The 24,761-nt window shown below is 26.6% G+C and carries 22 protein-coding genes; 4 read left to right on the plus strand and 18 right to left on the minus strand.

The genetic code is table 11. The features are described from left to right. Window positions 1–5: 5 nt before the first annotated feature. The 8 genes from B3603_RS05680 to B3603_RS05715 all read right to left on the minus strand — a co-directional run bounded on the left by B3603_RS05680 (window position 6) and on the right by B3603_RS05715 (window position 8,135). Window positions 6–605 (minus strand): V-type ATP synthase subunit E, encoded by a 600-nt coding sequence (locus B3603_RS05680; protein WP_291561795.1) that lies wholly within the window; start codon window positions 603–605, stop codon window positions 6–8. Window positions 606–622: 17 nt separating this feature from the next. Beyond that, window positions 623–1,105, minus strand: coding sequence for a V-type ATP synthase subunit K (locus tag B3603_RS05685; protein ID WP_039630411.1), 483 nt, complete (start codon window positions 1,103–1,105; stop codon window positions 623–625). A gap of 12 nt (window positions 1,106–1,117) precedes the next feature. Continuing rightward, window positions 1,118–3,064 (minus strand): V-type ATP synthase subunit I, encoded by a 1,947-nt coding sequence (locus B3603_RS05690; protein WP_291561800.1) that lies wholly within the window; start codon window positions 3,062–3,064, stop codon window positions 1,118–1,120. A 1-nt stretch (window position 3,065) separates the two neighbouring features. Further along, window positions 3,066–3,392 carry an ATPase gene (locus tag B3603_RS05695; protein WP_291561802.1) on the minus strand — a complete coding sequence of 109 codons (327 nt, stop codon included), beginning with the start codon at window positions 3,390–3,392 and terminating at the stop codon, window positions 3,066–3,068. Window positions 3,393–3,625: 233 nt separating this feature from the next. After that, window positions 3,626–5,335, minus strand: a complete 1,710-nt coding sequence (locus B3603_RS05700; protein ID WP_291561804.1) for a B12-binding domain-containing radical SAM protein — start codon at window positions 5,333–5,335, stop codon at window positions 3,626–3,628. After that, window positions 5,332–5,841, minus strand: coding sequence for a class I SAM-dependent methyltransferase (locus tag B3603_RS05705; protein ID WP_291561805.1), 510 nt, complete (start codon window positions 5,839–5,841; stop codon window positions 5,332–5,334). Before B3603_RS05705 ends, B3603_RS05700 begins: the two co-directional genes overlap by 4 nt. An 87-nt stretch (window positions 5,842–5,928) precedes the next feature. Continuing rightward, complete coding sequence (locus B3603_RS05710; protein ID WP_349676790.1) at window positions 5,929–6,693, minus strand: zinc dependent phospholipase C family protein; 765 nt, start codon at window positions 6,691–6,693, stop codon at window positions 5,929–5,931. A gap of 149 nt (window positions 6,694–6,842) precedes the next feature. Beyond that, the gene (locus B3603_RS05715; protein WP_291561807.1) at window positions 6,843–8,135 is read right to left on the minus strand and encodes a hypothetical protein; all 1,293 of its coding nucleotides are present in this window, start codon (window positions 8,133–8,135) and stop codon (window positions 6,843–6,845) included. Window positions 8,136–8,568: 433 nt separating this feature from the next. On the opposite strand from B3603_RS05715, the gene spoVB reads away from it, so the two are divergent. After that, on the plus strand, window positions 8,569–10,077 hold the full coding sequence (gene spoVB / locus B3603_RS05720; protein WP_291561809.1) for a stage V sporulation protein B: 1,509 nt from the start codon (window positions 8,569–8,571) through the stop codon (window positions 10,075–10,077). Between the two features lie 130 nt (window positions 10,078–10,207). Here spoVB and B3603_RS05725 read toward each other — a convergent pair whose 3' ends face one another. The 4 genes from B3603_RS05725 to B3603_RS05740 form a co-directional block, all read right to left on the minus strand. Next, window positions 10,208–11,836: a putative polysaccharide biosynthesis protein gene (locus tag B3603_RS05725; RefSeq protein WP_291561811.1), complete on the minus strand. Its 1,629-nt coding sequence runs from the start codon at window positions 11,834–11,836 to the stop codon at window positions 10,208–10,210. Window positions 11,837–11,848: 12 nt separating this feature from the next. Continuing rightward, the gene (locus B3603_RS05730) at window positions 11,849–12,811 is read right to left on the minus strand and encodes an RluA family pseudouridine synthase (protein ID WP_291561813.1); all 963 of its coding nucleotides are present in this window, start codon (window positions 12,809–12,811) and stop codon (window positions 11,849–11,851) included. Between the two features lie 35 nt (window positions 12,812–12,846). Next, window positions 12,847–14,034, minus strand: a complete 1,188-nt coding sequence (locus B3603_RS05735; protein ID WP_291561815.1) for a M20 metallopeptidase family protein — start codon at window positions 14,032–14,034, stop codon at window positions 12,847–12,849. Window positions 14,035–14,996: 962 nt separating this feature from the next. Further along, complete coding sequence (locus tag B3603_RS05740) at window positions 14,997–16,997, minus strand: ATP-dependent helicase (RefSeq protein ID WP_291561817.1); 2,001 nt, start codon at window positions 16,995–16,997, stop codon at window positions 14,997–14,999. A gap of 143 nt (window positions 16,998–17,140) precedes the next feature. Here B3603_RS05740 and B3603_RS05745 point away from each other — a divergent pair, with 143 nt between their 5' ends. Continuing rightward, window positions 17,141–18,619, plus strand: coding sequence for a nicotinate phosphoribosyltransferase (locus B3603_RS05745; protein WP_291561819.1), 1,479 nt, complete (start codon window positions 17,141–17,143; stop codon window positions 18,617–18,619). Window positions 18,620–18,641: 22 nt separating this feature from the next. Then, window positions 18,642–19,010: a hypothetical protein gene (locus B3603_RS05750; protein ID WP_291561821.1), complete on the plus strand. Its 369-nt coding sequence runs from the start codon at window positions 18,642–18,644 to the stop codon at window positions 19,008–19,010. A gap of 179 nt (window positions 19,011–19,189) precedes the next feature. On the opposite strand, the gene B3603_RS05755 is transcribed toward B3603_RS05750, so the two are convergent. The 3 genes from B3603_RS05755 to B3603_RS05765 all read right to left on the minus strand — a co-directional run bounded on the left by B3603_RS05755 (window position 19,190) and on the right by B3603_RS05765 (window position 20,946). Next, entirely contained in the window at window positions 19,190–19,405 is a 216-nt protein-coding gene (locus B3603_RS05755) for a hypothetical protein (RefSeq protein ID WP_291561823.1), read from the minus strand. 172 nt (window positions 19,406–19,577) lie between these two features. Further along, window positions 19,578–20,219: a lactate utilization protein gene (locus B3603_RS05760; RefSeq protein WP_291561825.1), complete on the minus strand. Its 642-nt coding sequence runs from the start codon at window positions 20,217–20,219 to the stop codon at window positions 19,578–19,580. 100 nt (window positions 20,220–20,319) lie between these two features. Then, window positions 20,320–20,946: an NUDIX hydrolase gene (locus B3603_RS05765; RefSeq protein WP_291561827.1), complete on the minus strand. Its 627-nt coding sequence runs from the start codon at window positions 20,944–20,946 to the stop codon at window positions 20,320–20,322. Window positions 20,947–21,085: 139 nt separating this feature from the next. Here B3603_RS05765 and B3603_RS05770 point away from each other — a divergent pair, with 139 nt between their 5' ends. After that, window positions 21,086–22,333, plus strand: coding sequence for a D-alanyl-D-alanine carboxypeptidase family protein (locus B3603_RS05770; RefSeq protein WP_291561829.1), 1,248 nt, complete (start codon window positions 21,086–21,088; stop codon window positions 22,331–22,333). Window positions 22,334–22,466: 133 nt separating this feature from the next. On the opposite strand, the gene B3603_RS05775 is transcribed toward B3603_RS05770, so the two are convergent. The 3 genes from B3603_RS05775 to B3603_RS05785 form a co-directional block, all read right to left on the minus strand. Continuing rightward, on the minus strand, window positions 22,467–22,913 hold the full coding sequence (locus B3603_RS05775) for a sensor histidine kinase (RefSeq protein ID WP_291561831.1): 447 nt from the start codon (window positions 22,911–22,913) through the stop codon (window positions 22,467–22,469). Window positions 22,914–22,915: 2 nt separating this feature from the next. Continuing rightward, window positions 22,916–23,944 (minus strand): HAMP domain-containing protein, encoded by a 1,029-nt coding sequence (locus tag B3603_RS05780; protein ID WP_291561833.1) that lies wholly within the window; start codon window positions 23,942–23,944, stop codon window positions 22,916–22,918. Next, window positions 23,926–24,615, minus strand: coding sequence for a response regulator transcription factor (locus tag B3603_RS05785; protein WP_291561835.1), 690 nt, complete (start codon window positions 24,613–24,615; stop codon window positions 23,926–23,928). Before B3603_RS05785 ends, B3603_RS05780 begins: the two co-directional genes overlap by 19 nt. Window positions 24,616–24,761 lie beyond the last annotated feature (146 nt).

Here is a 24,761-nt window from a genome sequence, read left to right on the forward strand (position 1 = left end):
AAAAATTAATCAAATAACATCATTGCTACTTCATTCTCTATTTCATATCTTAAAGAATTTACTAAAGCATCATAGGAATAGTTAAATTCTATACCATTTTTAGCTACAATAAATCCTCCATTCATTTGTCTAGTCTTTTTACTTAATATGATGTTCGCTTTTTCAACATCTTTAGCAATTGTTCTATTTAATTCCTTTATAAATTCTTCACCTATTTTATCTTTATCATTTTCGGAAACTATTATTTCTTCATGTCCTTGAAGTTTAATTGATTTAAGATTATTTCTTATATAATTTAAATAATCCTCAGAGCTCATATTATTAAGCTCTTTTATAGCTTCATCAAAAACTCTATCAATTATTTGTTGCTTTGCAACTAATTTTTCATTTCTTACTTTTAATTCACTTTTTGATATAGCTCTATCAAAAAGATTCTTACCTTCCATATTTGCTTTTTCTATTATATTCTTTGCAAGTTTCTCAGCTTCTTCTTTCTTTTTAGCTATTAGCTCTTTTTCTTTTACTTTAGCATCATTGATTATACCAGTAGCCTTTTCATTAGCATCACTTATAATCTTTGAAGTTAAATTTTCTAAATTTGACATTGTCATCACTCCCTTAATTAAAAGTTAGCGTTGATTATTAATAATAGTGACATAACAAAGCCTAATAACGCATATGTCTCAACCATAACTGTTAAGATAATACCTTTTGTGTTATGTTCTGGTCTTTTAGCTAATATTTGAATTGCTGCTGCTGCTGTTCTTGCTTGTGCTATTGCTGATTTCCATCCTGCAAAAGCTATTGGTAAACAAGCTGCGAATAAATATAAACCATTTGCTAAAGTAATATCTGGTTTTATTTGGAATAATACCATAAGAGCTATAACGAAACCATAAAGCCCTTGCGTACCTGGTAATAATTCTAATATAAGTGCCTTACCGAACTTTTCTGGTTCCTCTGTAATTAATCCTGAAGCGGCTTCACCAACCATTCCTACACCTCTAGCTGAACCTATCCCTGGCATAATTGCAGCTAATGCAACACCCATTGCTGCAAAAACTATTCCTCCATTGTCTACTAAAAATCCCATTAAGTTTGTCATGAAAATTCCTCCTTAATCCTTAACAACTTTTACATATTTTGAACTAAATTTTAATGGTCTAAATGTTTTACCTCCGCCTTCATAAAACTTATTAAAATACTCAAGATATTGTAATCTACAAGTATGAACATAAGCTCCTAAGGCATTTATGAATAAATTAAATAAGTGACCTACTACAAATATTAGTGATCCAGCTAAAATTTTCGCTATTGGATTTCCTAGCATTCCAATCATTAAGTTAAATGCTGATCCAATAAATCCTGTTGCAAGTCCAAGTGCTGCAAGCCTAGTATAAGATACTAAATCTCCTACATAACCTGTTATTCCATATAATGAATACAAACCTGCACCAAGTTTTGCGCCTATTCCCTTTTCACTTCTTCCGTGAGTTAATAAAATTAATATCATGCCACCAAATGTAGCATATTTTGCAATTGTAGGAATATTCCCACTTGAAGATAAACTACTTAATGCACCTGAAGCTGATAATAACCACAGAATGCTTCCTGTTAAAGTTAAATACCATAACCCTACATCTAATAGTGCGTCTAATGGTTTTCCATCTCTAACCAGCATATATGCTTTAATTCCTAAGCCAACATATATTTGAATTAATCCCAAAGCCACTGAAACTATCATCAATAAAATTACATTACTATCTGGCTTCATCCATATTGGACTAATTTTAATTGCATCTCCGAAGTAACTACCATACATTACTCCCCAAAAAATTGTGGATATACTTAAATAGAAGAACATTTTGACGGATTTTCTTTTATCTTCATCTAGATTGAAGAATTTTAACGCTACCAAAGAACCTATGAACATAAGAAATCCATATCCAGCATCTGATAGCATCATACCAAAGAAGATAAAATAGAAAGGCATAAATAATGGTGTTGGATCTATCTCATTGTATCTAGGCATACTATACATTTCTGTAATTGGTTCAAAAGCCTCTGATACTGTTCCATTTTTTAATAGTATAGGAACCTCTTCACCCTTTGCATCTTCTAATTCTAAATAATATTCACTATTTAGACTTTTACTTATTGTTTCTTCAAATTCATCTATAGCTTCTTCTGGTAACCATCCTTCTATTGTTAGAATATTTTTGCTTCTTAAAAAATTATTACAACTCTCTAATCTCAGTAAATGATTTTCGTTATACTCATATATAAGCTTAAAATCACTTATATATTTCACATGTTCTTCAATCTCTTTTTTTATATTTTCTAACTCATTTTTTAATTCTTTTATTTTGGTTTTAAAATTTCTAATAACTTCCTTTGGCGGTACTTCATAATCATAATTTACCTTACTAAAACTATATCTCTTTAGTAAAGTTTCTATTTCACTTTGTAACTCTTTATGGAAAATTATTAGAATATTACCGTCTCTATTATCTTCATTTACAACCTCAATATAACAATTATTATATTGAAAACTTATATCTTCCCTTAAATTTTCTATGAAATTCTTAGGAACTACCCCTAAATAGGCAATGCAATTTTTAAAATTATTTACTTCATTCATGGATATATCTAAATTGCTCCATTTACCTATTTCTTCAATCTCACTAGATAGTTTTGAGATATGCTGTTTTTTCTTGTTGATAGTGTTTTCTTTTTCTTTTAAATAATTATATTGTTTTTCCCATTGTAAATCTTCAACTGCTTTTTCAAGTTCATAATAGGTAACAGTGTTTTTTCCCTCTTTTAAGCTCTGAATCGTCCCTTTTTTTTCTTCATACTGGCTTAAAAAATCAATAGCAAACTTGATCTTTGCTTGCTCTTCTTCAATTTCTGATATTTCAATATGAGCAGAGTCTTTTTGTAAATATTCTTCAAGTTCTTCTTGTATTAAAACCTCAGAAAATTGAACACTTTCTAACCTTTGTAGATCTTTCAATAGCTTTTGCTTTTGTGACTCAAAGGCTAAAAGCGTAAACTTCTTCATTTTAACTATTGCCATTGAAATTCACTATCCTCTCAATTACTAATTTAACAGCACTATTAAATTTATTAGCATCTACATTCAGTATATGATCTACTTCTTCCTTACCTTTTTTCATTATAGGTTCAGACTCAACTTCACTTTCACTTATAAATTTAGATTTTATTTGCTCTGCTTCTTTATAAGCTTCAGTAAGTCTAGCTTCATACTGCTTATCTGCCTCTCTTTCTGCATTTTTAATTATATCTTTACTTTCTTTCAATGCTTTTTCTAATGCTTGTGCTGCTTGATCTTCTGCTGTTTTAACTTTGTTTATAGCTTCTAATGCCAAAATATCACCACCTTTTAAAATATAATTATATGGAAAGAGAGGAATAATCTCCTCCCCAACACAATATCATATACTTTATAAAACATCACAAAATACTTATAAAAGGTTTATGTTTACCACTTATTATATATAGCTAAAATTTATTGTACAAGATGTGAAAACGTACTAAGTGGTAAAGTTAACTAATTATTAACCATTTGTTCATTATTTGTTCATTATTTAGGATTTTTTTTCTATTTTTTTAAGTATATTCCTAGATCTATTAAAACATTATTGCTATTATTAAAGAAACCTACATAGAAATCCTTCTTCGTTATCAATTTATTTACAAAATATTGATTTAAGTCATAATTGAATTTTTCAATATGTACATCATTAACAGAACTTATTAAATTATTATCAATGAGATTCTCTTTAATTTGTTTTTCTATGTTTTTACCACTTTCTCTATAAATAAAATCTGGAATTCCTCTTTTTTTATTATAGGTTAAATAGTCAAACTTAATTATGTCACATAATAATTCACTATTCCTTCTTAATATTTCATTATTGAAGTCAAAAAATACCTTATAATATTCACTTGAAGAAATATTTCTTTTAAAATATCCCTTTTCTTTGTAAAACAGTGATAGCTGTTCATAAAAATCAAATGGAGTATCAAAAAGATCACTTTCTACAAAATACTTTAATATATTATTAAATTTTCCGCTGTTTAAATATTTATCGACCATATGTTCAATATGCTTTAGTCTAATTAATTCATTATAACTTATATTTTTGGTTTTCAATATTTCATAGGGAGGGTATGGACTATAATGCATATCCCACTTTTCTGCTTCTTCTCTCATACTTGATCCTTTTAAAAGTTTTAGAAAACCTAATTGAAGTTCATCTGGTCCTATTGCATATACATCATTAAAAGATTTTTTAAAAGAATTAAAATCCTCTCCTGGAAGTCCTGCTATAAGATCTAAATGCTGCATGATATTTTTTAAACATTTTAATTCTTCCACTTTTTCTTTTATTGTAGAAAAATTAACATTTCTATTTATATTCTTAAGAATTTTATCATTAGTAGTTTGTACACCTACTTCAAATTGAAACAATCCTTTTTTTGCTTTGGATAGTGTTTCTATAGATTTACTGCTTAATAAGTCAGCAGATATCTCAAAGTGAAATCTAGTCTCTCCATCTAATTCAATTAAATAATTCCAAATTTTATTTGCAAAACTTTCGTTACAGTTAAATGTCCTATCAACAAATTTTACTAATCTAACTTTATTATCAACAAAATATTTTAAATCTTTCTTCACCTTTTCAATATCTATAAATCTAACTCCATGAAAAGTTGAAGATAAGCAATATTTACAGTTGAATGGACATCCCCTAGAGGCTTCATAATATACTATTTTATGAGCTAGGTCTTCACTTTCTTCATAAGGAAAGACTATTTTATTCATGTCCATTAAGGAACGATTTCCACCATAGTAAATCTGTCCACTCTTTTTAGAGTAAAGCCCTCTAATATTACTATAATCTACTTCTTCATTTTTATATTCTTTTATTTTAGTATAAATAAACTCTCTATAAGTTTCTTCCCCTTCGCCCTCTATAACATATTCACCACAGTTAGCTTTTAGAAAATTCTCTGAATCATAACTTACTTCAGGTCCACCATAAAATATTTGTATACTATCATCTATTGACTTTATTAAGGTTGTTATTCTTGTTATATATTCAATATTCCATATATAACAGGAAAAACCTAGTAATCTAGGTTTTCTCTCCATTATTTCCTCTACAATTCTCTCAACCCTATCATTTACAGAAAACTCCATAATATCACAATTATAATCCATATCTTTAGTATAAGCCTTTAAATACCTTACTGCTAAATTACTGTGAATATATTTAGCATTTACCCCAACTAATAAAACATTCATCCATTATTTCTCCTCTTTCTACAAATTATATTGTATACTCCATTATTGCTTTTAAAGTTCATAACCTCAAATCGTTTATCAACTAGATCTAATATTTTTTCTTTAGAATTATCTTTTAAAATATTATAATCTTTAATCTGAAATTCCTTTAAACTTTTATCTGGCATATATACTTTTATATTATTTTCATAAGTTTTTAAAAATTTTTTATCTATATCCCATATATATAAAATTCCATCATTTTTCAGATAGTCTCCAACTTCATCAATAAGTCTCCTTTTTTCAATATTTTTAAATATTGAATTCAAACTAAAAAAAAGTATACAACTATCATAACTCTGTTTTTCAATATTCCTTCGTGCTCTTTTTTCAAAATATTGAATATCACATTCTTCATCATAATGCTTGAACAGATTATATATTACTCCATAATTGTCATGACCTATATCCAACAAATTTCCATATAAAATATTGTTTTCTAAATTAATAAATACAGAACTATTCATAAATTCTTCACCTCATTTAATATCTATATAAGATTATTATAGATACTATTCAACGAGGTTTTTACATTTCCTTCCATATGCTTTTAATTAATTATTTACATCATTATAAAACATTAATAAAAACCCTGCTGTACTTTGGTTTGCTTTTAATAATACCTTATCTAGAACTTTAGCATATCTTTGATTTTTATTTCTAATATTCCTATACGTACTATCAATTCTATTAGAGTATTTAGTATTTTCTTTAATATACTCCTCAACTGTATTATAATTTATAGCTCCTTGTTTAATAGGATGAGTATATCCATTTTGGATAAGTCTAATAGCCCATGTTTCAAAACTCTTATGATTCCTCAAATTTACATTGGCATGTGCAGGCACCGTTGTATCTTGAATTAAATGGCATGCTGCTCCTAAATAAAATATAGCTTTAGGAATATTATTGCAATGGATATTCTTTAAAGCTTTATTATAATAGATTTCACATTCAATTAATGCATTAGAACAACCATATAAACCTCTTCCATCTTCATGATGATAAAAATGATTAGCACTTTTAAAGTCTGCATCTGCCCATATTACACCTTTGTTTAAAATTTCGATATACTTTTTAAAAAATTTGTACTGTTTTTCATATCCATCATTTCTTAAAATTTCTAAGGCCTCTTTATTTATAAATTGATGAACAATGCACTCTGTCTTTTTAACCTTTTTCTTTATGGGATTAAAAGCATATAATAGAAATTTTAATGTGTAACCATAAGTATTTTCAATCTTCCGTTTAATTATATTATCACCTTCTACTGTAAAAATTAATACAGTATTATTATAAACAAAGTTATCAAAAAAGATAGCTAGATTTTAAATTTAATTTATTTATTTCTAGAAAATAAATTTTAAGCTTAATATTCCGTCTTTTTCTTTGAAAAATTTTAAGGCTTTAAGATAATTTAAGAACTTCTAATTTAAATTCAAATAAGTTTTATTTTTTTAACTTCTTACTATATAAATAATATAATGATCATAATAATGAGAGTTAGTGCAATAAACAATAAATATCTAAACAATTCCTTTAATGATATTACATTATTTTTATTTTCGCAAGTCTTTAACTCATATAATACTCCTTGATTATTTTCTAAAATATTAAGTTTATTATCTAATATCTTTATACTTTCAACTTGTGATTTATCTCCAAAAGTTATATATTCTTTGGATGTTTTAAATTTATTGTAGTTATATATTTTTTTATCTAGCTGATCATAAAAATATATACTATCTCTGCCCCCCAATTTTCCTTGTGAATCAATTGCGATGGTTCCTAATGCTGATACCTTGTTATGTTGATATAATGGACCTGGTGGGGTTTGGCTTGGATGTTTTTCTAAAATAAATTCTATGGGTTTGTTCTCTTTATCTAAAAATCTTAAAGAAGTTACAGGGTCTCCTCCGGAAAAATCTGGGAAACCATGCCATACTCCCTTTTGAATTTCGTATATATAATCACTATCATTACTTATTGGCCTTAATCCTCTCTGCTCCATTCCCCCTACTGTAGCAACCAATTTTCCCTCACTTGAAAAATCCATCCCCATTATATTCCTAATCCCCCAAGCAAATGTTTCATAAGCCTTTGTGTTTATATTATAAATAACTACTGTGGAATTGCCTATTTCGTTTTTTTCTATTATTTGTCCATCTAAATTGGATTTTCCATATTCTACGAATGCACCAGTATTTATCTCTCCGAAATTATATCCTTTTAAAGTTATAGAGTTAGGGCTATAATCGTGTTCTGTAGGATAATTTTTCTTCCAAAGATTATCTTCACCTACTACACCTGAATTAGTAGCTGATCCTATAGCAACAAATAGATACTCTCCACTTAACTTTAACAATATCTTATTATAATCTCCTATATTAGGTATTCCTTTAATACATTCACTATGTTCTTTAGTTTTTAAATCATAGCAAAAAATCGAAGAATCTGAAGCATAATAAATTTTTTCTTTATCATACTCAATGCTAGTGATATTTAGTGAATTTTTCGAGAATAAATTGTAACTTTTGCCGTTATCTTCTATTATTATAATTCTATCTTTAAAAGCTATATAATAATTTCCTTCTTCATCTTTGTCAAAATCTCTTGAATTAGATAGCCCTTTATATTTAATCTCTAAACCAACATTTCTTTCTTTACAAGATATTCCATAGTCATTTTTGCTTGTACTAACAAAAATAAAGATTGAAATTGAAAATATTATCAATAAAGCCCACCCACAAATCTTCTTCATAACCTCACTCCATTATTTATATATTTATTAATATATATTTTTACAAATTACATTAAATTACTAATCATTTTCTTTATTTACTAAATTGAAAAATGGTTGTTAAAAATAACACATAAAAATCTGTAAAGTGTTAATTAGTATATATAAAATTGTTATTATATTCACTATCTTAACTATAAGTATATTTGTTAAAGCTTAGATTAAAAAGTAAGTTATAGATAAGCTATCCAAAAAGTTACTATATAGATAATAAGCACGCTATTAAATATTTCAATTCACAACTTAGAATAATGCACAATTTACAATTCACAATTGAGGAAGAAGTTATAGAAATTTCAATGACTAAATCACAAAAATTTTAAATAATAAAATGAGAATATAAGTCTGCTCGTCTACATATAAGTATTAATATATTACTTTAGTGGGGGTTTTTATGGGTAATGATACGTTTTATAGAGATACCTTTGTCTTAACTATATCTAATTTAGCTATGGCTATAATAAGATTTGTTTTTTCTATTATCCTTTCGGACAAACTAGGCCCAGAAGGAGTTGGATTATATGGACTTATAATGCCTATATATGATTTGTTTTGTTGCCTAGTATGTGGCGGTCTAGTTGCTGCCATATCTAAAGAAGTTTCTTCTTATTATGGGACAAGTCATTATAAAAATTTAAATAAAAGCATCCATGTAGTACTTACGTTCTCATTAATTTGGTCTGTTTTTGTTACAATAATAATATTTATACTATCACCAATTATTAGTACTCATATAATAAAAGATAGTAGAACATTATATTCATTGTGGGTATTATGTCCTGCATTGATTTTTATTGCTATTTCCTCTGTATATAAAGGTTATTTTTATGGCGTATTAGAAGTTAAGACACCGGCAATTATTGATATCGCTGAAAAAGCAATAAGAATGTTTATTACATTATCTGTAATAAATTATTTTTTGTTAGAAGATATAACCTCTACAGTCACTGCTACTTACACCTCCTTTGCCATAGGTGAATTTGTAAGCTTTGTACTTTTATATTTATTTTATAAAAGAAGTAGTCTTAAATTTATGGACATACATTTAAATGAAGAACGGGTAGAAAACAGTGCTCAATTATTATTTAATGTGCTAGTAGTGGCAGCACCTTTAGCTATCAATGGCTTATTAACTACAGCTATTTCAAGTTTTTCTACATTATTAGTGCCTAGAAGATTAGTATTAGCTGGATTAGAATATACTGCTGCACTAGAAATTATAGGAAAGTTCAGTGGTATGTCTTTAACCATCATATATTTTCCAATTGTAATTGTAGTATCTATGGCTACAATATTAGTACCTGATATATCAAAAAATTTAACTAGAAAAGATTTTACTGGATTAGAAATAAGAATTAATGAAGTGATTAAAATGTGTTTTTTATTGGGTGTTTCTACTATGATAATATGCCTTACAATCCCAAATAATCTTGGAATGTTATTCTACAAAAGAAATGATCTTTCCTTATATATTAAAGTTGTATCTATTTGTGCACCTTTTCTATATGCCTCATCTTGTACTTATGGTATTTTAAATGGTTTAGGAAAGCAAAAGACTATATTGATAAGTTCATTAATTACATCTTTAATCCAATTACTACTAATATATATACTAATAGTAATTCCTAAAATTAATATATTAGGATATGCTATTGCATTAGTTGTATCTTCTATTATTGGTTTAATAATTAATATGGTTGAAATTAATAAAGTGGTATCTATATCTATGAATTTAGGTGAGTTTTTAATAATTATATGCTTAACCATCTTAACAGCTTTAACTTTAAAGATATTGAACATAATAATTCCAAATAATATATTTATTATTAAAAATATTATTTTAATAATAATTGGATTTTCACTATTCATAACCTCTACCTTTATGATAAGAAGATCATCATAAAAAATCGTGACTATCAGTCACGATTTTTTATATTATACTTTACAGTTTACAATGAAAAATAGTTTAAATAAATTTCACCTTATTTTTCATATATTTTATTATAAATAAATACAATAATTAAATATTGTTCCTACCTTATCTTTAGTAATAATTTCTTAGGAATAAATCTTATTAATTTTCTAGGTATCACTTGAAGATCTCTTTTTCTAATTCCACCTATATATATTAATGATACAAAATACACTACAATAGCAACAAATATAGTAGTAGCTATAGATAATGCATTTGCTATATATCCTTTTGATAACATTAAAAATACTTTATATACTAAGTTGTACCATATTAAGCCTACAGTAGCCATAGCTGCTGATGCAATAAAAGGTTTAATTATTGGCCTTACAATACTGACTCTAATTTTAAGACTTTGATTTATTAATAACTGGTTTAATATAAGCATTATTAAAAATGAAATAGCATTTCCTATTATTGCTCCTAATATATTGATTTCTGGGATAGCAACAAATACATAGTTAGCAATAATTTTTCCTATAAGTCCTATTACTGAAAATATTGTTACTGCCTTAACCTTTCCTAGTCCCTGTAATATAGATGTTTGTAAATATACTATTGCCATTAATATTATTACATAAGATCCATAAAATAATAGGTTAGATATATTTAAATCAAGTTTTAATAATTGAAGTATCTGTAAACTAAATACAGAAAGTCCTACAGCAGAAGGAACTGTAATTAAATAGGTTGCTTTTACACTAGTATTAACACTATTTCTTAAAGATTTCTTATCTTTAGTTGCACTATGAGCTGAAATTATAGGAACTATTGAAATTGATAGTGAACTTACTAAGGCTAAAGGCACATTTATTAATACAGTATATTGACTTAATATTCCCCATAATATCTCTATGTTTGACTTATCAAAACCAGCTATATCTAATCTGCCTTTCACCAATTTTAAATCTACCAAAGTTCCTGCTTGTTGTATAGCTATACCAATAGTTATAGGGATAGCATAAAATAAAATTTTCTTTGCAATTTCTTCATTAGAAGCTCGTTCTATACCTTTATGACTATAACCTAGGGGTATATTATTAGCTCTATTTTTATTATAAAATCTAAAGAAATATATTGCTGCTACTAGAGCCCCTAAGGTTGTACCAACAGTACCACCTGCTGCCCCATATTCGTTTCCATATCCAATTAATAAATAAGCAAAAATCAAACTAAAACCTGTATTAAATACCTGTTCAATCACCTGAGAAATTGCTGTAGGAGTCATATTTCCTCTACCTTGAAAATATCCCTTATAAGCACATAATATAGTTGTAATTAATATCGTTGGTGATAATGCCATAAGTGCATATGTTGACTGTTCACTATTCATACTTTTCGCTAAAGGTTCCGCAAATAAAAATAGTAACAATGTTAGTACAAGCCCTAATATAAAGGCCATAGCCCTTGCCATTTTAAAAGTTTTAAGTGCATCTTTATAGTTACCGAGGGCTATAAATTCAGAAACTATCTTAGAAATAGCTACTGGTAATCCTGCATTACCTATTATATAAAAGTATTGAAATATTTGATAACAAGAGTAATATACACCTATACCTTCTGACTTTAAAATAGCTCTTAATACTGGAACATACAAAAGAGACATTAGCTTTACAAAAAGCATTGCCATACTTAATATAGCAACACCTTTAGCCGCAGATTGTGTGTTTAACTTCGAACTATTTCCCATAATACACCTCCACTAGATTTTAAAAACATCATTTTTTATCTTCTTAAGTATTGGAGGTAACGATTCTGCAATTGTTTTATTTTCTAAATATGATAATGTATCAGGAGTATTCTTAAATATAACCTTATAAGCATATAAGAATTGATAGTTTAATCCATATCTGTTAACAAAAAAACTATTTAACTTTTTATCACCGTATTTGATATCTCCTACTATTGGATTTCCTAAAAAGGATAAATGTGCTCTAAGTTGATGACTTCTTCCTGTTAATAGATCTATTTCTATTAATGAAAAAGTTCCACAACTTTGTATTGTTTTAACTTTCATAGCTATCTTTTTTGTGTTTGGCATTGGTTTATCATAAACCTTAGATATATTGGTATCTTCATTTTTAGAAATATATGCTTCATACATTCCATCCTTAATTCTATTTTTCACTAATGCCATATAATATTTTTCGATTTTTCTCTCTCTAATCATTTCATTCAATTGCTTTAGTGCATTAAAGTTCTTACCAAATAACACAATACCAGATGTATTTCTATCTAATCTATTACAAGGTGCAGGAGTAAAGGTTACTTCCTTCTCTGGTTGATAATCACCTTTATCATATAGATATGAAAGTACATAATCTGTCAATGTAGCTTCCCCATTTTTCTTATCACTATGTACTAGGACTCCTGGCCATTTTTCTACTAATATCATATTTTCATCTTCATAAGTTATTTTCAGTTTATTATCAATTCTGTCAAATTGTTTATTCTTATTATTACTTGCTTCAGTTTTAATTTCTCTAATTTCAACTATATCCCCTTCTTCTAAGGAATATTTTTCTTTTACCTTTTTACCATTTACTTTAATGTCTCCCTTTCTAAAAGCTTTGTATATTGCACTTAAAGGGACATCCTTTAATAATTTTCTTGCAAATTTATCACATCTTTGTCCTGCTTCATTTGATCCTATATCAATCCTCATACTTTCCTCCTAATGTAAAACTTATTTTTTTGTAATTATTTATTTAAAAAGTCCAAAGCCATTTTACAATGCATAGCTACTCCTATAGCTAAACAATTTTCATCTATATCAAATAAACTACTATGAGCAGGATGTACAACTCCCTTTTCCAAATTGCCACATCCAAGCCAATAAAACATTGAAGGCTTTTCTAAGGAAAAATAAGCAAAACTTTCAACTCCCATAGTGGGTTCATTATAGACTTTAATTTTATCCTGTCCTAATAAGCTTATAGCACTATTTTCAAATATATTATACATATTGTCATCATTTAAAAGACATGGATAGCTTTCATCAATTTTTATTTCACAACGTCCTCTCATAGATGTAACTATGCCATTTACTATTTCTGACAATCGTTCTTTTACATATTTTCTATGACTTATTTCCATAGTTCTAAGAATTCCTGATATTTCAACTTCTTCAGGTATAATATTTTGTGCTGTGCCACCCTTAATTGTCCCTACTGTTACTACCGCTGGAGATGTAGGAGAAATTTCTCTACTTACAATGGTTTGGAGTGCTAAAACTACATGACTTGCAATGACTATTGGGTCTACTCCTTTATGAGGACTCGCACCATGTGTACCTCTTCCATGTATCTTTATAGTAAAAGGATTTGAGGCTGCATAAGCTGTTCCTCTTTTAATTCCAATTTTTCCGCATTCTAAATTTTCATCTACATGAAGACCTATAACTCCATCCACAGGAGGATTTTTAAGTACACCTTCTTCAATCATTAATTGAGCTCCTCCTACAGTTTCTTCTGCAGGCTCAAAGAAAAATTTTATATTACCACTAAATTCATCTTTAATGGAATTCAATATTTTTGCAGCACCTAGAGCTATAGTTGTATGCGCATCATGACCACATGCATGCATTTTTCCCTTTATGTTAGAAGTATATACAGTAGTCTTCTTATCCTCTAGTGGCAAAGCATCCATATCTGCTCTTATAGCTATAGTCTTAAAATTCTTTTCTTCTGGGTGTTTACTTCCCTTTATAGTAGCCACTACTCCCGTTTTAGCCACTTCAGTATAAGAAATATTTTCACTCTTTAAAAAAGCTTTAATCTTTCCTGAAGTTTGAGGCAAATCGAAACCTAACTCGGGATTTCTATGTAAATCTCTTCTAATTTCAATTAATTCATCTTCTATATTCTTTGCCATATTAAGAAAATCCATAACTATGCCTCCATAAAAAAATAATAGACCTTTTTGCCTATTATTTTTAAGCTTAATCTTTTTTTACCGTACTTTAAACTTATTAAGATTATATACTATTATTAAAAATACTTCAACAAATCCTTAATTATTGTTCTTTATTAATTTCATTAAATTCTAATTACATTATATTAAAATAAAGTTTAAATTGCATAATATATATTTGTATAAAATGTTTATTTAAATATATATTATTAAGTTTACTTTAGATATATAAAATCATAATTATAATTATGTTAACTAATTTAATCTTATATTATAGCAATGCTATGAAATAAGGTTATTTTTAGACTTTATTTAAATTATCTACTACATCTATAAGGATTTAAAAGTAAAGACCAACAGAATAAACCTGTTGGTCTTTACTTTTAAATATATTTTATAACTTCATACTTAACTTATATGAGAATAATTTTAACCTTTCATAATAAATCTTTTATAAAAACATACATGCAGCTAAACGTTAACACAATAAAAAAGAATATATTTTGAACAATTATTCTATTCTCCTTTTGATTTCTAGAATTTTTACATTTTAAATAAATTAAGACTAAAAACACTAGAGCTATTCCAGATAAAATAAATCTAAATATATTAACATACAATTTGATGTTTTCAATGTTAATGATAAAAGATAATATAAAAACAAATGCATATAATATATAAATTGCTTTTTTATCTAAAATATCTTCTTGTAACTCATATAAGAATTTATTATTCATAATAATCTAATCCTCTCGAATTTATATACACTATAGGTTGTAAAACTATCTAAATACTTTTCATATGTCTTTAAATTAAGAACCTCTACTATGAGGTATGTCATAGTAGAGGTTCTTTTATGTCATATCCTACTTATGGATATTTTTATAATATATAAGCTTATTATCTTTTTAATAGTTACATGTATGAAATGAATTAAACTATTTATCCACTAATTCTATTAAGTTATAATCACACAATACATTTAAATCAAATCTCTTAGTTATATTAGTAAACTCGATTTCTATTGTATTTTCATCTATATATGTAATTTTACCTCTACCGTGACTTTTATGAACTACAAAATCATTAGATTTAAATGGAAGAGAATTTTTATATTCACATTCTTTTATAAATTGAGAAGGCCTATAGCTTTGACTTTGTATTTTTTTAGGTATAAATAGAAAAAGATTTTCAATACTACGAGTCATAGCTACATAAAATAATCTTCTTTCTTCCTCTATATTATTCTCTATATTGTTTTCATGAGGAATATATCCCTGTACCATATTAATTATGAAAACATTTTTAAATTCCATTCCCTTTACCCCATGTATAGTACTTAATATTACTGCATCTTCTTTTTTATTTTTGTTTATTATATGATTTTTATATTCTTCTATATAGGCCAAAAAAGAAATAATAGTTCTCTGTTCATAGGCTGAAGACTTAAATTCTTCTAAAATATTTTCTAAATCCTTAAGACTACCTTTAAATCTTGAAGAATAATCTTTTAAATAATCATAATAGCCTAAATCCTGAATGATAAAGGCAATTGCAGTATTTAATGACATTTTATTTAAACTATGTATGTCATTTTTTAACTTATCTATATTTTTAATTTGAAAAGCTTTAATATCACTACTTGATTTCAATATTTCAAAACAGTCTTCATCTGAACTACTGTATTTAATTTTCTCCAATAAAACTTTGCTAACATATCTATAAGGTTTATTTATAATTCTTAAAAAGCTTTCTTTATCTTTATTATTAATACTTAATCTCAAATAAGATATTATATCTTGACAAATAAAATGTTCAAAAAAATTATATTCTTTATCTAAAAGCCTAAAGGGTATTCTTTTTCTAATGAAAGTATCAATTATATTTCTACTTTCAATATTAGTTCTATAGATTACAGCAAAGTCACTAAGTTCCTCTTTATTAGTTATTATTTTTTTTTCTATATGTGAAGCAATGTAATCTGCCTCTAAATTTTCATTGTCACTGCTTACAATTTTTATTTCACCATTATATTTTTTATAGGCTATTATATTTTTTTTACTTCTTAAAAAATTCTTTTTTATAACTTTCATAGAAGTTTCTACAATATTATTAGTACATCTATAATTGGTGGAGAGAAATATTTCTTTTGCATTTGGAAAATACTTATTAAAATCTACCATATAATCTGGTCTAGACCCTCTAAAACTATATATACATTGATCTTCATCGCCTACTGCAAAAATTTGATTATTTCCTTTAAGTAATTTTAAGATATCTATTTGAATTTCATCACAATCTTGAAATTCATCAATTAATATATATTTAAACAAATCCTTATAATTCTGAAGTAGCCTAGGATTCTTAATAAATAAATTCTTACACATTATTTGTAAATCATCAAAATCATATATGTTTTTTTCATTTTTATAGCTCTCATATATTTCATAACAGTTTTTAAATAGTTCCTTATCCAACGTTGTTTCAAATTCATTAATTTGTAAGTTGCTACTTTTCAATAAGGATATATTACTTATATATTCTTTTACTTTTTCATCCCCTACCTCATCCATATAGGTTGATAAAAAGCTTCTAATTATTTTATAGGTTTCTTGTGATTCTATGATATCTATTTTCCCATAATAAGAATTTAATATTTTATAAAACAATCCATGAAATGTACCAAAAAAAGGGCTGACTTTTTCTTTACTTAAATACTTGTATCTATTTCTCATATTATTTGCAGCAGCTTTAGTAAATGTTATAACTATAATATTTCTAGGATTAACATTCTTATATTTTATCAAATGATGAACTTTATTAACTATTACAACAGTTTTACCACTGCCTGGTCCAGCACTAACTAATATGTTCTCTTCCTCACAAATTACTGCTTTTAATTGTTCATCACTAAGTTTTTCATATTCCTTACAACACATATTATTACCTCATATTTAAACAGATTTTATTTTTTAGCAAAATTGCATATAATATACTTTATAATCCAATAACTTTATAGATTATATACTATGATTATGTTATAATATAACACACAATTTATAAAACAGTAAGGGGATAAAAAATGAGTACTTCACAAAGTTTTAATGTAAAAAATCATAGAAATTTAACCATGTTAGTAGATTTTTATGAATTTACCATGATTAATGGATATTTAAATAATGATGTTCAAGATACCATTGCTTATTTTGATATGTTCTTTAGAAGAATTCCTGATGGCGGTGGATATTGCATCATGGCCGGTGTACAACAAGTAATAGAATTTCTTTCAAGTTTAGAATTTACAAATGATGATATAGAATATCTTAGAAGTAAAAATATTTTTAGTGAAAGCTTTTTAAAATATTTAGAGGATTTTGAGTTTGCTTGTGATATTTGGGCTATCCCTGAAGGTACACCTGTATTTCCTGGTGAACCTTTACTAACAGTAAGAGGTCCAGTAATGCAAGCACAGTTTATTGAAACAATGATACTTCTTACTATAAACCATCAAACATTAATTGCTACCAAAGCAGCAAGAATCTGCGAAGCAGCAAAGGGCCGTGCTGTCATGGAATTTGGTTCTAGACGTGCACAGGGATATGATGGTGCTATATACGGAGCTAGAGCAGCTGTTATTGGAGGTTGTAGTTCTACAGCCTGTACTATAGCAGAGGAAATGTTTGGTATTCCTGCTGTAGGTACAATGGCTCATTCTTGGATACAATTATTTGACAGTGAATATGAAGCCTTTAAAGCTTGGGCTCTTACTTACCCAAACAACACTGTTTTACTTATAGATACCTATAATGTTTTAAAGTCTGGAGTACCTAATGCAATAAGAGTTTTCGATGAGGTACTAAAGCCAATGGGTAAAAGACCTAAAGCTGTAAGAATTGATAGTGGAGATATAACCTATCTTACAAAAGAAGTAAGAAAAATGCTAGATGATGCTGGTTATGAAGATGTAGGAATTACAGTTTCTAACTCTCTAGATGAATTTATAATTAGAGCTGTGCTAGAAAACGGTGCTGCTATTGATAGCTTTGGAGTGGGAGAAAGATTGATAACTGCTAGAAGTGAACCTGTATTTGGTGGTGTTTATAAGCTTGTTGCAATAGAAAAAGATAATGTAATTATTCCTAGAATTAAAATCAGTGAAAATATCGAAAAAATTACTAATCCTGCTTTTAAAAAATTATATAGAATCTTTGATAAAAAAACAGATATGGCTATAGCTGATTTAATTTGTCTTAATGATGAAGAAATAAATATTGATGAACCCCTAGAAATTTTTAATCCAACTTTTACATGGAAAAGAAAGAGACTAAAAAACTATTATGTAAAAGAACTAATGGTTAAAATTTTTGATAAAGGGAAACCTATATATAATAGTCCTTCTGTAATGGACATAAAAGAATATTCTAAAGTTGAAACTCAAAAACTTTGGCCTGAAGTTTTAAGACTTCAAAATCCACATAATTATTATGTAGATTTATCTAAAAAACTTTGGGAACTTAAAGAGTCATTATTATATGAATATTCTTCTAAATATCATGAATAATATAAAGATTTAGGTGATTGATATGTATGATAAACCTAAAATAAAAATATCCAATAAAGCCTATGAAGGTTTAATTTCCTTATTACAAAATCATACTGAATATGACTTTGTTAGATTTAAGTATGTCAACGGCTGTTGTAGGTCAGCAAAAGTGGAAATTTTATTAGATAGTGAAAATCACAATGATATTAGAGATAGTATAGAAGATCTTAATATAGTTTATGATAATGAGGTTACAAACTATATTAAAGAAATCATTTTAACCTATAAAAACAACTCTTTTATGGTTAAAACTATTCTTAAAGATGGAGTTAAAAATAATTGTAATAAAAAAATCCAAGGAAATTGCAGTGGTTGCAGTAAAGGATGTAACTTAACATTAAAAAAATAGCACCTAACTAGTGCTATTTTTTTATACCCTTTATATCTTTATAAATTTATATAGAAAATCCAATTAAATATATCTGGTTTGCTTAACCTATTTTAAAAATATAATATTTTCAATTTATAAATTTATAATGCTTTTATATTTTACAATTTATATTCAGGCGAAGTAAGTTAATCATGTACCTATAAGTAACTTTCATTATAAAGTATGCTTATAGGAGAAGTTTTATCATCTTTAAACAAATCATACTCATATATATTTTTAATTACCAAAGGCTTAAAATTTTTCAATTCTGCAAAGGGACATTTATTTTCATTTTCCGCCCATCTATATAGTGCACATTCTTTAAAACATTGAACTTCTTCTTCAAAAGTAGTCAATAAAGGACATTTTGACATTATATCACCCCATCCTGAATTATTAAAGTCCTGTCTATATTATAAGGCATAATAGCAATAAGATAAAGTATTTTTAGAAAATTATATTATTTTAGAATATTAAACTTAATTTAATATAAAAAATCGTGACTAAACTATCACGATTTTTTACACTCATATTTAAAATTTTAATTTAAAATCCCATTTCTTCTCCAATAATTATAACGCTTATATCACTTAGCATAGGCTTTTTCTTTAATATGGAATAAGCTCTGCAAATTCTATTTTTACTATCGCAATCCATACAGCTCCCTGTAATAGTGCAGGGATTACTACAAGCTAATCTCTTATTATTTTGAGGTGATGCTATATTTTTAATTCTCTCAAAAGCAGCTTTTTCATCTTTTACTATTTTATTTATCCCTACCACCATTATAACTTTCTTAGGACCAAAAGTTATAGCTGCAACTCTATTTCCAACACCATCAACATTTACTATTTCCCCATTTAATGTAACTGCATTGCTACTGCAAAGAAATAAATCACTCACTAGCTCTTTTCTCATTATATCCATTTTTTCATCTTGAGTAAGCCCCGGCTCTCCATGGTCTATAATAGTTCCTCCAATTTTCGTGATCTTCTTTTTAAGGTCCATAGATTTTATTGTCACTGAGCCCCCAAAAGCAACTACATCCCCGGATTTTATATGATACATTATAAAATTTTCTGCCTGCTCTTTTGTTTCAAAATAAATAGCATGAAATTGGTTTTTTTCTAAGGCTTTCACTACTCTTTCACCTATAGCTTGATTATGCCATTTATATACATGCTCCATATAATCACACCCCTAAAATCATCATTATTTATACCATAATATAAATAAAATTTTAAATAAAATATTATGTTAATTTTGATTAATTATTATATATTCCCTATTATAGCATATTATTACCATTATTCTTAATAATATCTATAAAAGTCTTTATGATTTGCGCTGTAAATCCCCATATTACATAATTATCATATTCATAAAAATATTCATTCAATTTACCATGTCTGAATTTATATTCTTCACCACCATTTATAAGATGAAAAGGAAATCCTTCTTTATTTATTGCTCCAATTTCTAGTTCATATAATAATGGGGTACTTTCTATAAAAAATTTTAATGGCACTGTAAAAATATGATCTACCTCTTCTTTACTTGGTATAATTTTTTCTAAATTAGTCTTTGATATAAATGGATATATAAACATTCCATATGGACTTATGAAATAATCCATATCACCTATATATTCTATATCCTCTTTATTTAAGTTAAGTTCTTCCATAGTTTCTCGAATAGCTGTTTCTTTAGGATTTTCCCCTTCTTCGATCATACCACCAGGTAGACATATATCGCCAGGCTGAGTTTTCAACTTATTAGATCTAACTTCAAATATTATATTTAGATCATTACTTTCCTCATCTTCACAAAGTAAAATCATAACTGCACTGTTTTTATATTTACCAATTGGTTTTATTTCTCTATCTTTAAAAATATCTTTTATATTATCTATCAAAATTCACACCTCTCTAAGTTTATTATATCATAAAAATTATACAAAATAATAATAATCTCCATTTACCTTGTCCATTTAATCTTAAAATGCTATACTAATTTTATGTTTTAACATAAATTATGTAAAGGAGAAGTGTAAAGTGAAAAAAATAACTAAATTTATAGCATCTACACTAATATTTACTTCAGTATTTTCCACCATTGCATTTGCAAAAGCACCAGAGCCAGAGCTTATAGGTACCTCTGCATTAGCTGTGGATTTGGAAACTAATGAAATAATATATGCAAAGAATATTGATAAAAAAATGTATCCTGCAAGTATTACGAAACTTATGACTGCATTACTTTTAGCAGAAAATAAAAGTCCTGGAGATTTGTTAACCTATCCTGAAGCTGCTAAAAATGAGGCTCCTTATTCCTATGGCTTAAATATTCATCCAGTTAATACTGGTGATACTTTTACTGCTTCAAATGCAATGGATATTCTTTTATTATATTCTGGTAACGATATAGCTTATATGATTGCTGAAAATGTAGGTGGAAGTGTAAATAATTTTGTTAAAATGATGAATGAAAAAGCAAAAGAGCTAAAAATGACTAATACTCATTTTGTAACACCTAATGGATTAGACGACAATACTCCAGACCATTTAACTACTGCTTACGACTTAAGTATACTTCTTAAAGCAATAATGTCAAATGATTGGACTAAATCCGTTATAAATAAGAAAGAAGCATCAGTTCAATCTACTAAAGGTCCAATAGCTAAAATTGAAAATAGAAATAAATTGCTTGGAGTTAACGGAAATATAGGTGGAAAAACCGGATACACAGACAAATCTGGTCGTTGTTTAGTTTCCGTTTATGAAAGAGAAAATCGTAAAATAGCTACAGTAGTTTTAAATTCTGAATATGATTTTCCTAAAGATACAAAAGTCTTTGAGGATATGGAGAAATTAGCAGATTATAGTTATAGTGCAGAAAAGGAACTTCTTCTTCAAAAAGACAGTGATCTTAACACTATTACATTAAAATATAACGCTATTCCATTAATAGGTCCAGAAAGGGCAATTAGGGTTCCTGTAACTATTCATGAGGATATTACATATTATGATACAGAAATAAAGCCAGAAATTAACTATAACGTTAATAACTTAAGTGCTTGGAAATTAAACAAAGACAAATCAATTGGACAAGTATCTGTAAAAATTAAAAATTCTGAATCTAAGTATGATTTATATCCTACAATTTCAAAACTTGATATAATTAAAGAAAATATTTTAATATACTCAATTATGTTAATTGTAATAATCTCGTTGATAGTTCTTACAATTTACTTAATTAATAAAAGAAAACATAATAAAAGAAGATATACACGTTATTACTAGTACATAAGCCTATAGGTTTTAACCTATAGGCTTATAATATTTTGTAAATAGCTTAAAGTTATATCTATTTATTAACATATTTTATTTTTAAATTTCCTCATCAACTACTAAGGTTTATTGAGTATTATATAAATTATTGATTTATGTAAAACTCTATAACAGCCCCTCCATTTTCATCATTATGTGCAAAAATCTTACCATTATGTTTTTCAATTATAATTTTACACATATACAGACCTAATCCTGAATGCCCTTTTTCTAAAGATCTAGAACTATCACCTTGATAAAAGCTTTTAAATAAATTATTCATATCTTTTGTAGAAAAGCCTATTCCATCATCTTTAATAGTAAATTTTATTTTGTCATCATACATAGATAGAATTAGATTAATATTTCCACCACTTTCAGTAAAGCGTAGTGAATTTATAATCAAATTATCTAGCACTTGTGAAATCTTATCTTTGTCAAAAATTGCTATATTATTATTTTTCTCATTGTAAATTTCACAAATAAAATTTATATTTTTTTCTTTGCAAAGCAATTTAAGCTCAATTTCTTTTTCAATAATAAAGTCCTTCACATCTACTTCTTCCAAAGNNTTAAGTTAAAATCAGCTCTACTTATTTTAGAAATATAATTCATATTTTTAATCAATTTAGTTGCTCTATCAGTATTTTGTTTTACAACTTTTAAATGCTTTTTTGCTTTTTCTTGATTTTTTAAATCCATTTCTTCTAAAATTTCCACATGACCCCTAATTATAGTAAGAGGAGTTTTTATATCGTGAGCAATAGCTGATGTTATATTATTTCTCTCTTCCTCCATATTCCAGTTTTTAATTAAAGTGTTCTTTAATTCATCTTTCATATTATTAAAAGAGGAAATTAAATCTCCTAACTCATCATCACCTTTATAATTAATAGTAAAATCTAAATTTTTATTTTTAATATTATTAGAAGCTTTTATTAACTCATTTATAGGCTTATTAATCCTTTTATTTAATTTACCTATGAATATTATAGTAAATATTATTAAATAGAAAAATGGACAAATAAGCAAATAAACATTTATAATTTTCATTAAATTATTATTTATAAATAATGATGAAATTCTATAATTATATTTTATAACAGCAACAGCTTTTAATTCTCCATTATATTCCACAGGTATATATTTTATACTTGCATAATTAATAGGTATATTATTTGTATATCCTCGCTCTATATTCCAATCTTTTCTATGATCAATGGTATTAATCTTATATAATATGTCATTAGACTCCATTTTTAAAAAGTGTGACGTGCCGTGAATATAATTTCCTTTCAAATCTAAAATCTCATAATCCATTCCATCTTTATCTATAAGCTTTAATATATCCTCTTTTTTTTCTAACTCCAACACATTATATCCATTATTTTTTATATACTCTTCAAATTGAGGCACCAATTGTTCATAATGATTTTCTGGCTTTATAACTTTTAAATTAATTGCTGTAAAAAGTATTAATACTGTTATAATAGTAGCAGCTATGCTAAAAAATAATATGATGAAAAAATTAAAAACAAACTGTTTTTTTAAAGAACTTCTTTTCATTATCTTGTTTTCTCCCATCTATATCCTACACCCCAAACTGTAGATATATATTCAGTTTTATTATCTATCTCTTTAAATTTAGCTCTAATATTCTTAACATGCTCTGCAATAGTGCTACTATCACCTTCAGCATCATATCCCCATAAAGATTCATATATTCTTTCTTTAGAAAAAATCTGCCCACTATTCATCACTAATAATTCAACAATTTCAAATTCTTTTTTGGTAAGGTTAATTAATGCATCTTTTATAGTTATTTTATGATTAGCTATGTCTAAACATAACTCTCCAAAACTTATTTTACTTTCTTTAATACTATTTTTACTATGTCTTTCTTCTCTTCTTAAATGAGCTGCAACTCTTGCTCTTAATTCTTTTAAACTAAAAGGCTTAGTTATATAATCATCTCCACCAATTGAAAAAGCTTTTATTTTGTCTAATTCATCTTGCTTTGCGCTTAAAAACAAGATAGGGCATTGAATTTCTTCTCTAATTTTTCTACAAAATTCATATCCATCTGTATTCGGCATCATTATATCTAATAATATTAAATCTGGGTTACTTGTTATTCTAGTTAGCGCCTCATTCCCATCATAAGCGGTTATGATATAATATCCTTCCATTTCTAAAGCTTCTTTAATAAAAGAAACTATTTCCTTCTCATCATCTATAACTAATATTTTATACATATCTATCTCTCCATTAGACTCTTAATATTTATAGTAATTATAATATAAAAATATTGACTAAACTAATCCAATATTAATTCTACTAAGTTAATTTATTAATTATTATATACTTATATTAAAATGAAATTATAAAGATTTTATAAAGA

Source organism: Clostridium sp. UBA2485, assembly GCF_002341865.1.
GTDB lineage: Bacteria > Bacillota > Clostridia > Clostridiales > Clostridiaceae > Clostridium_J.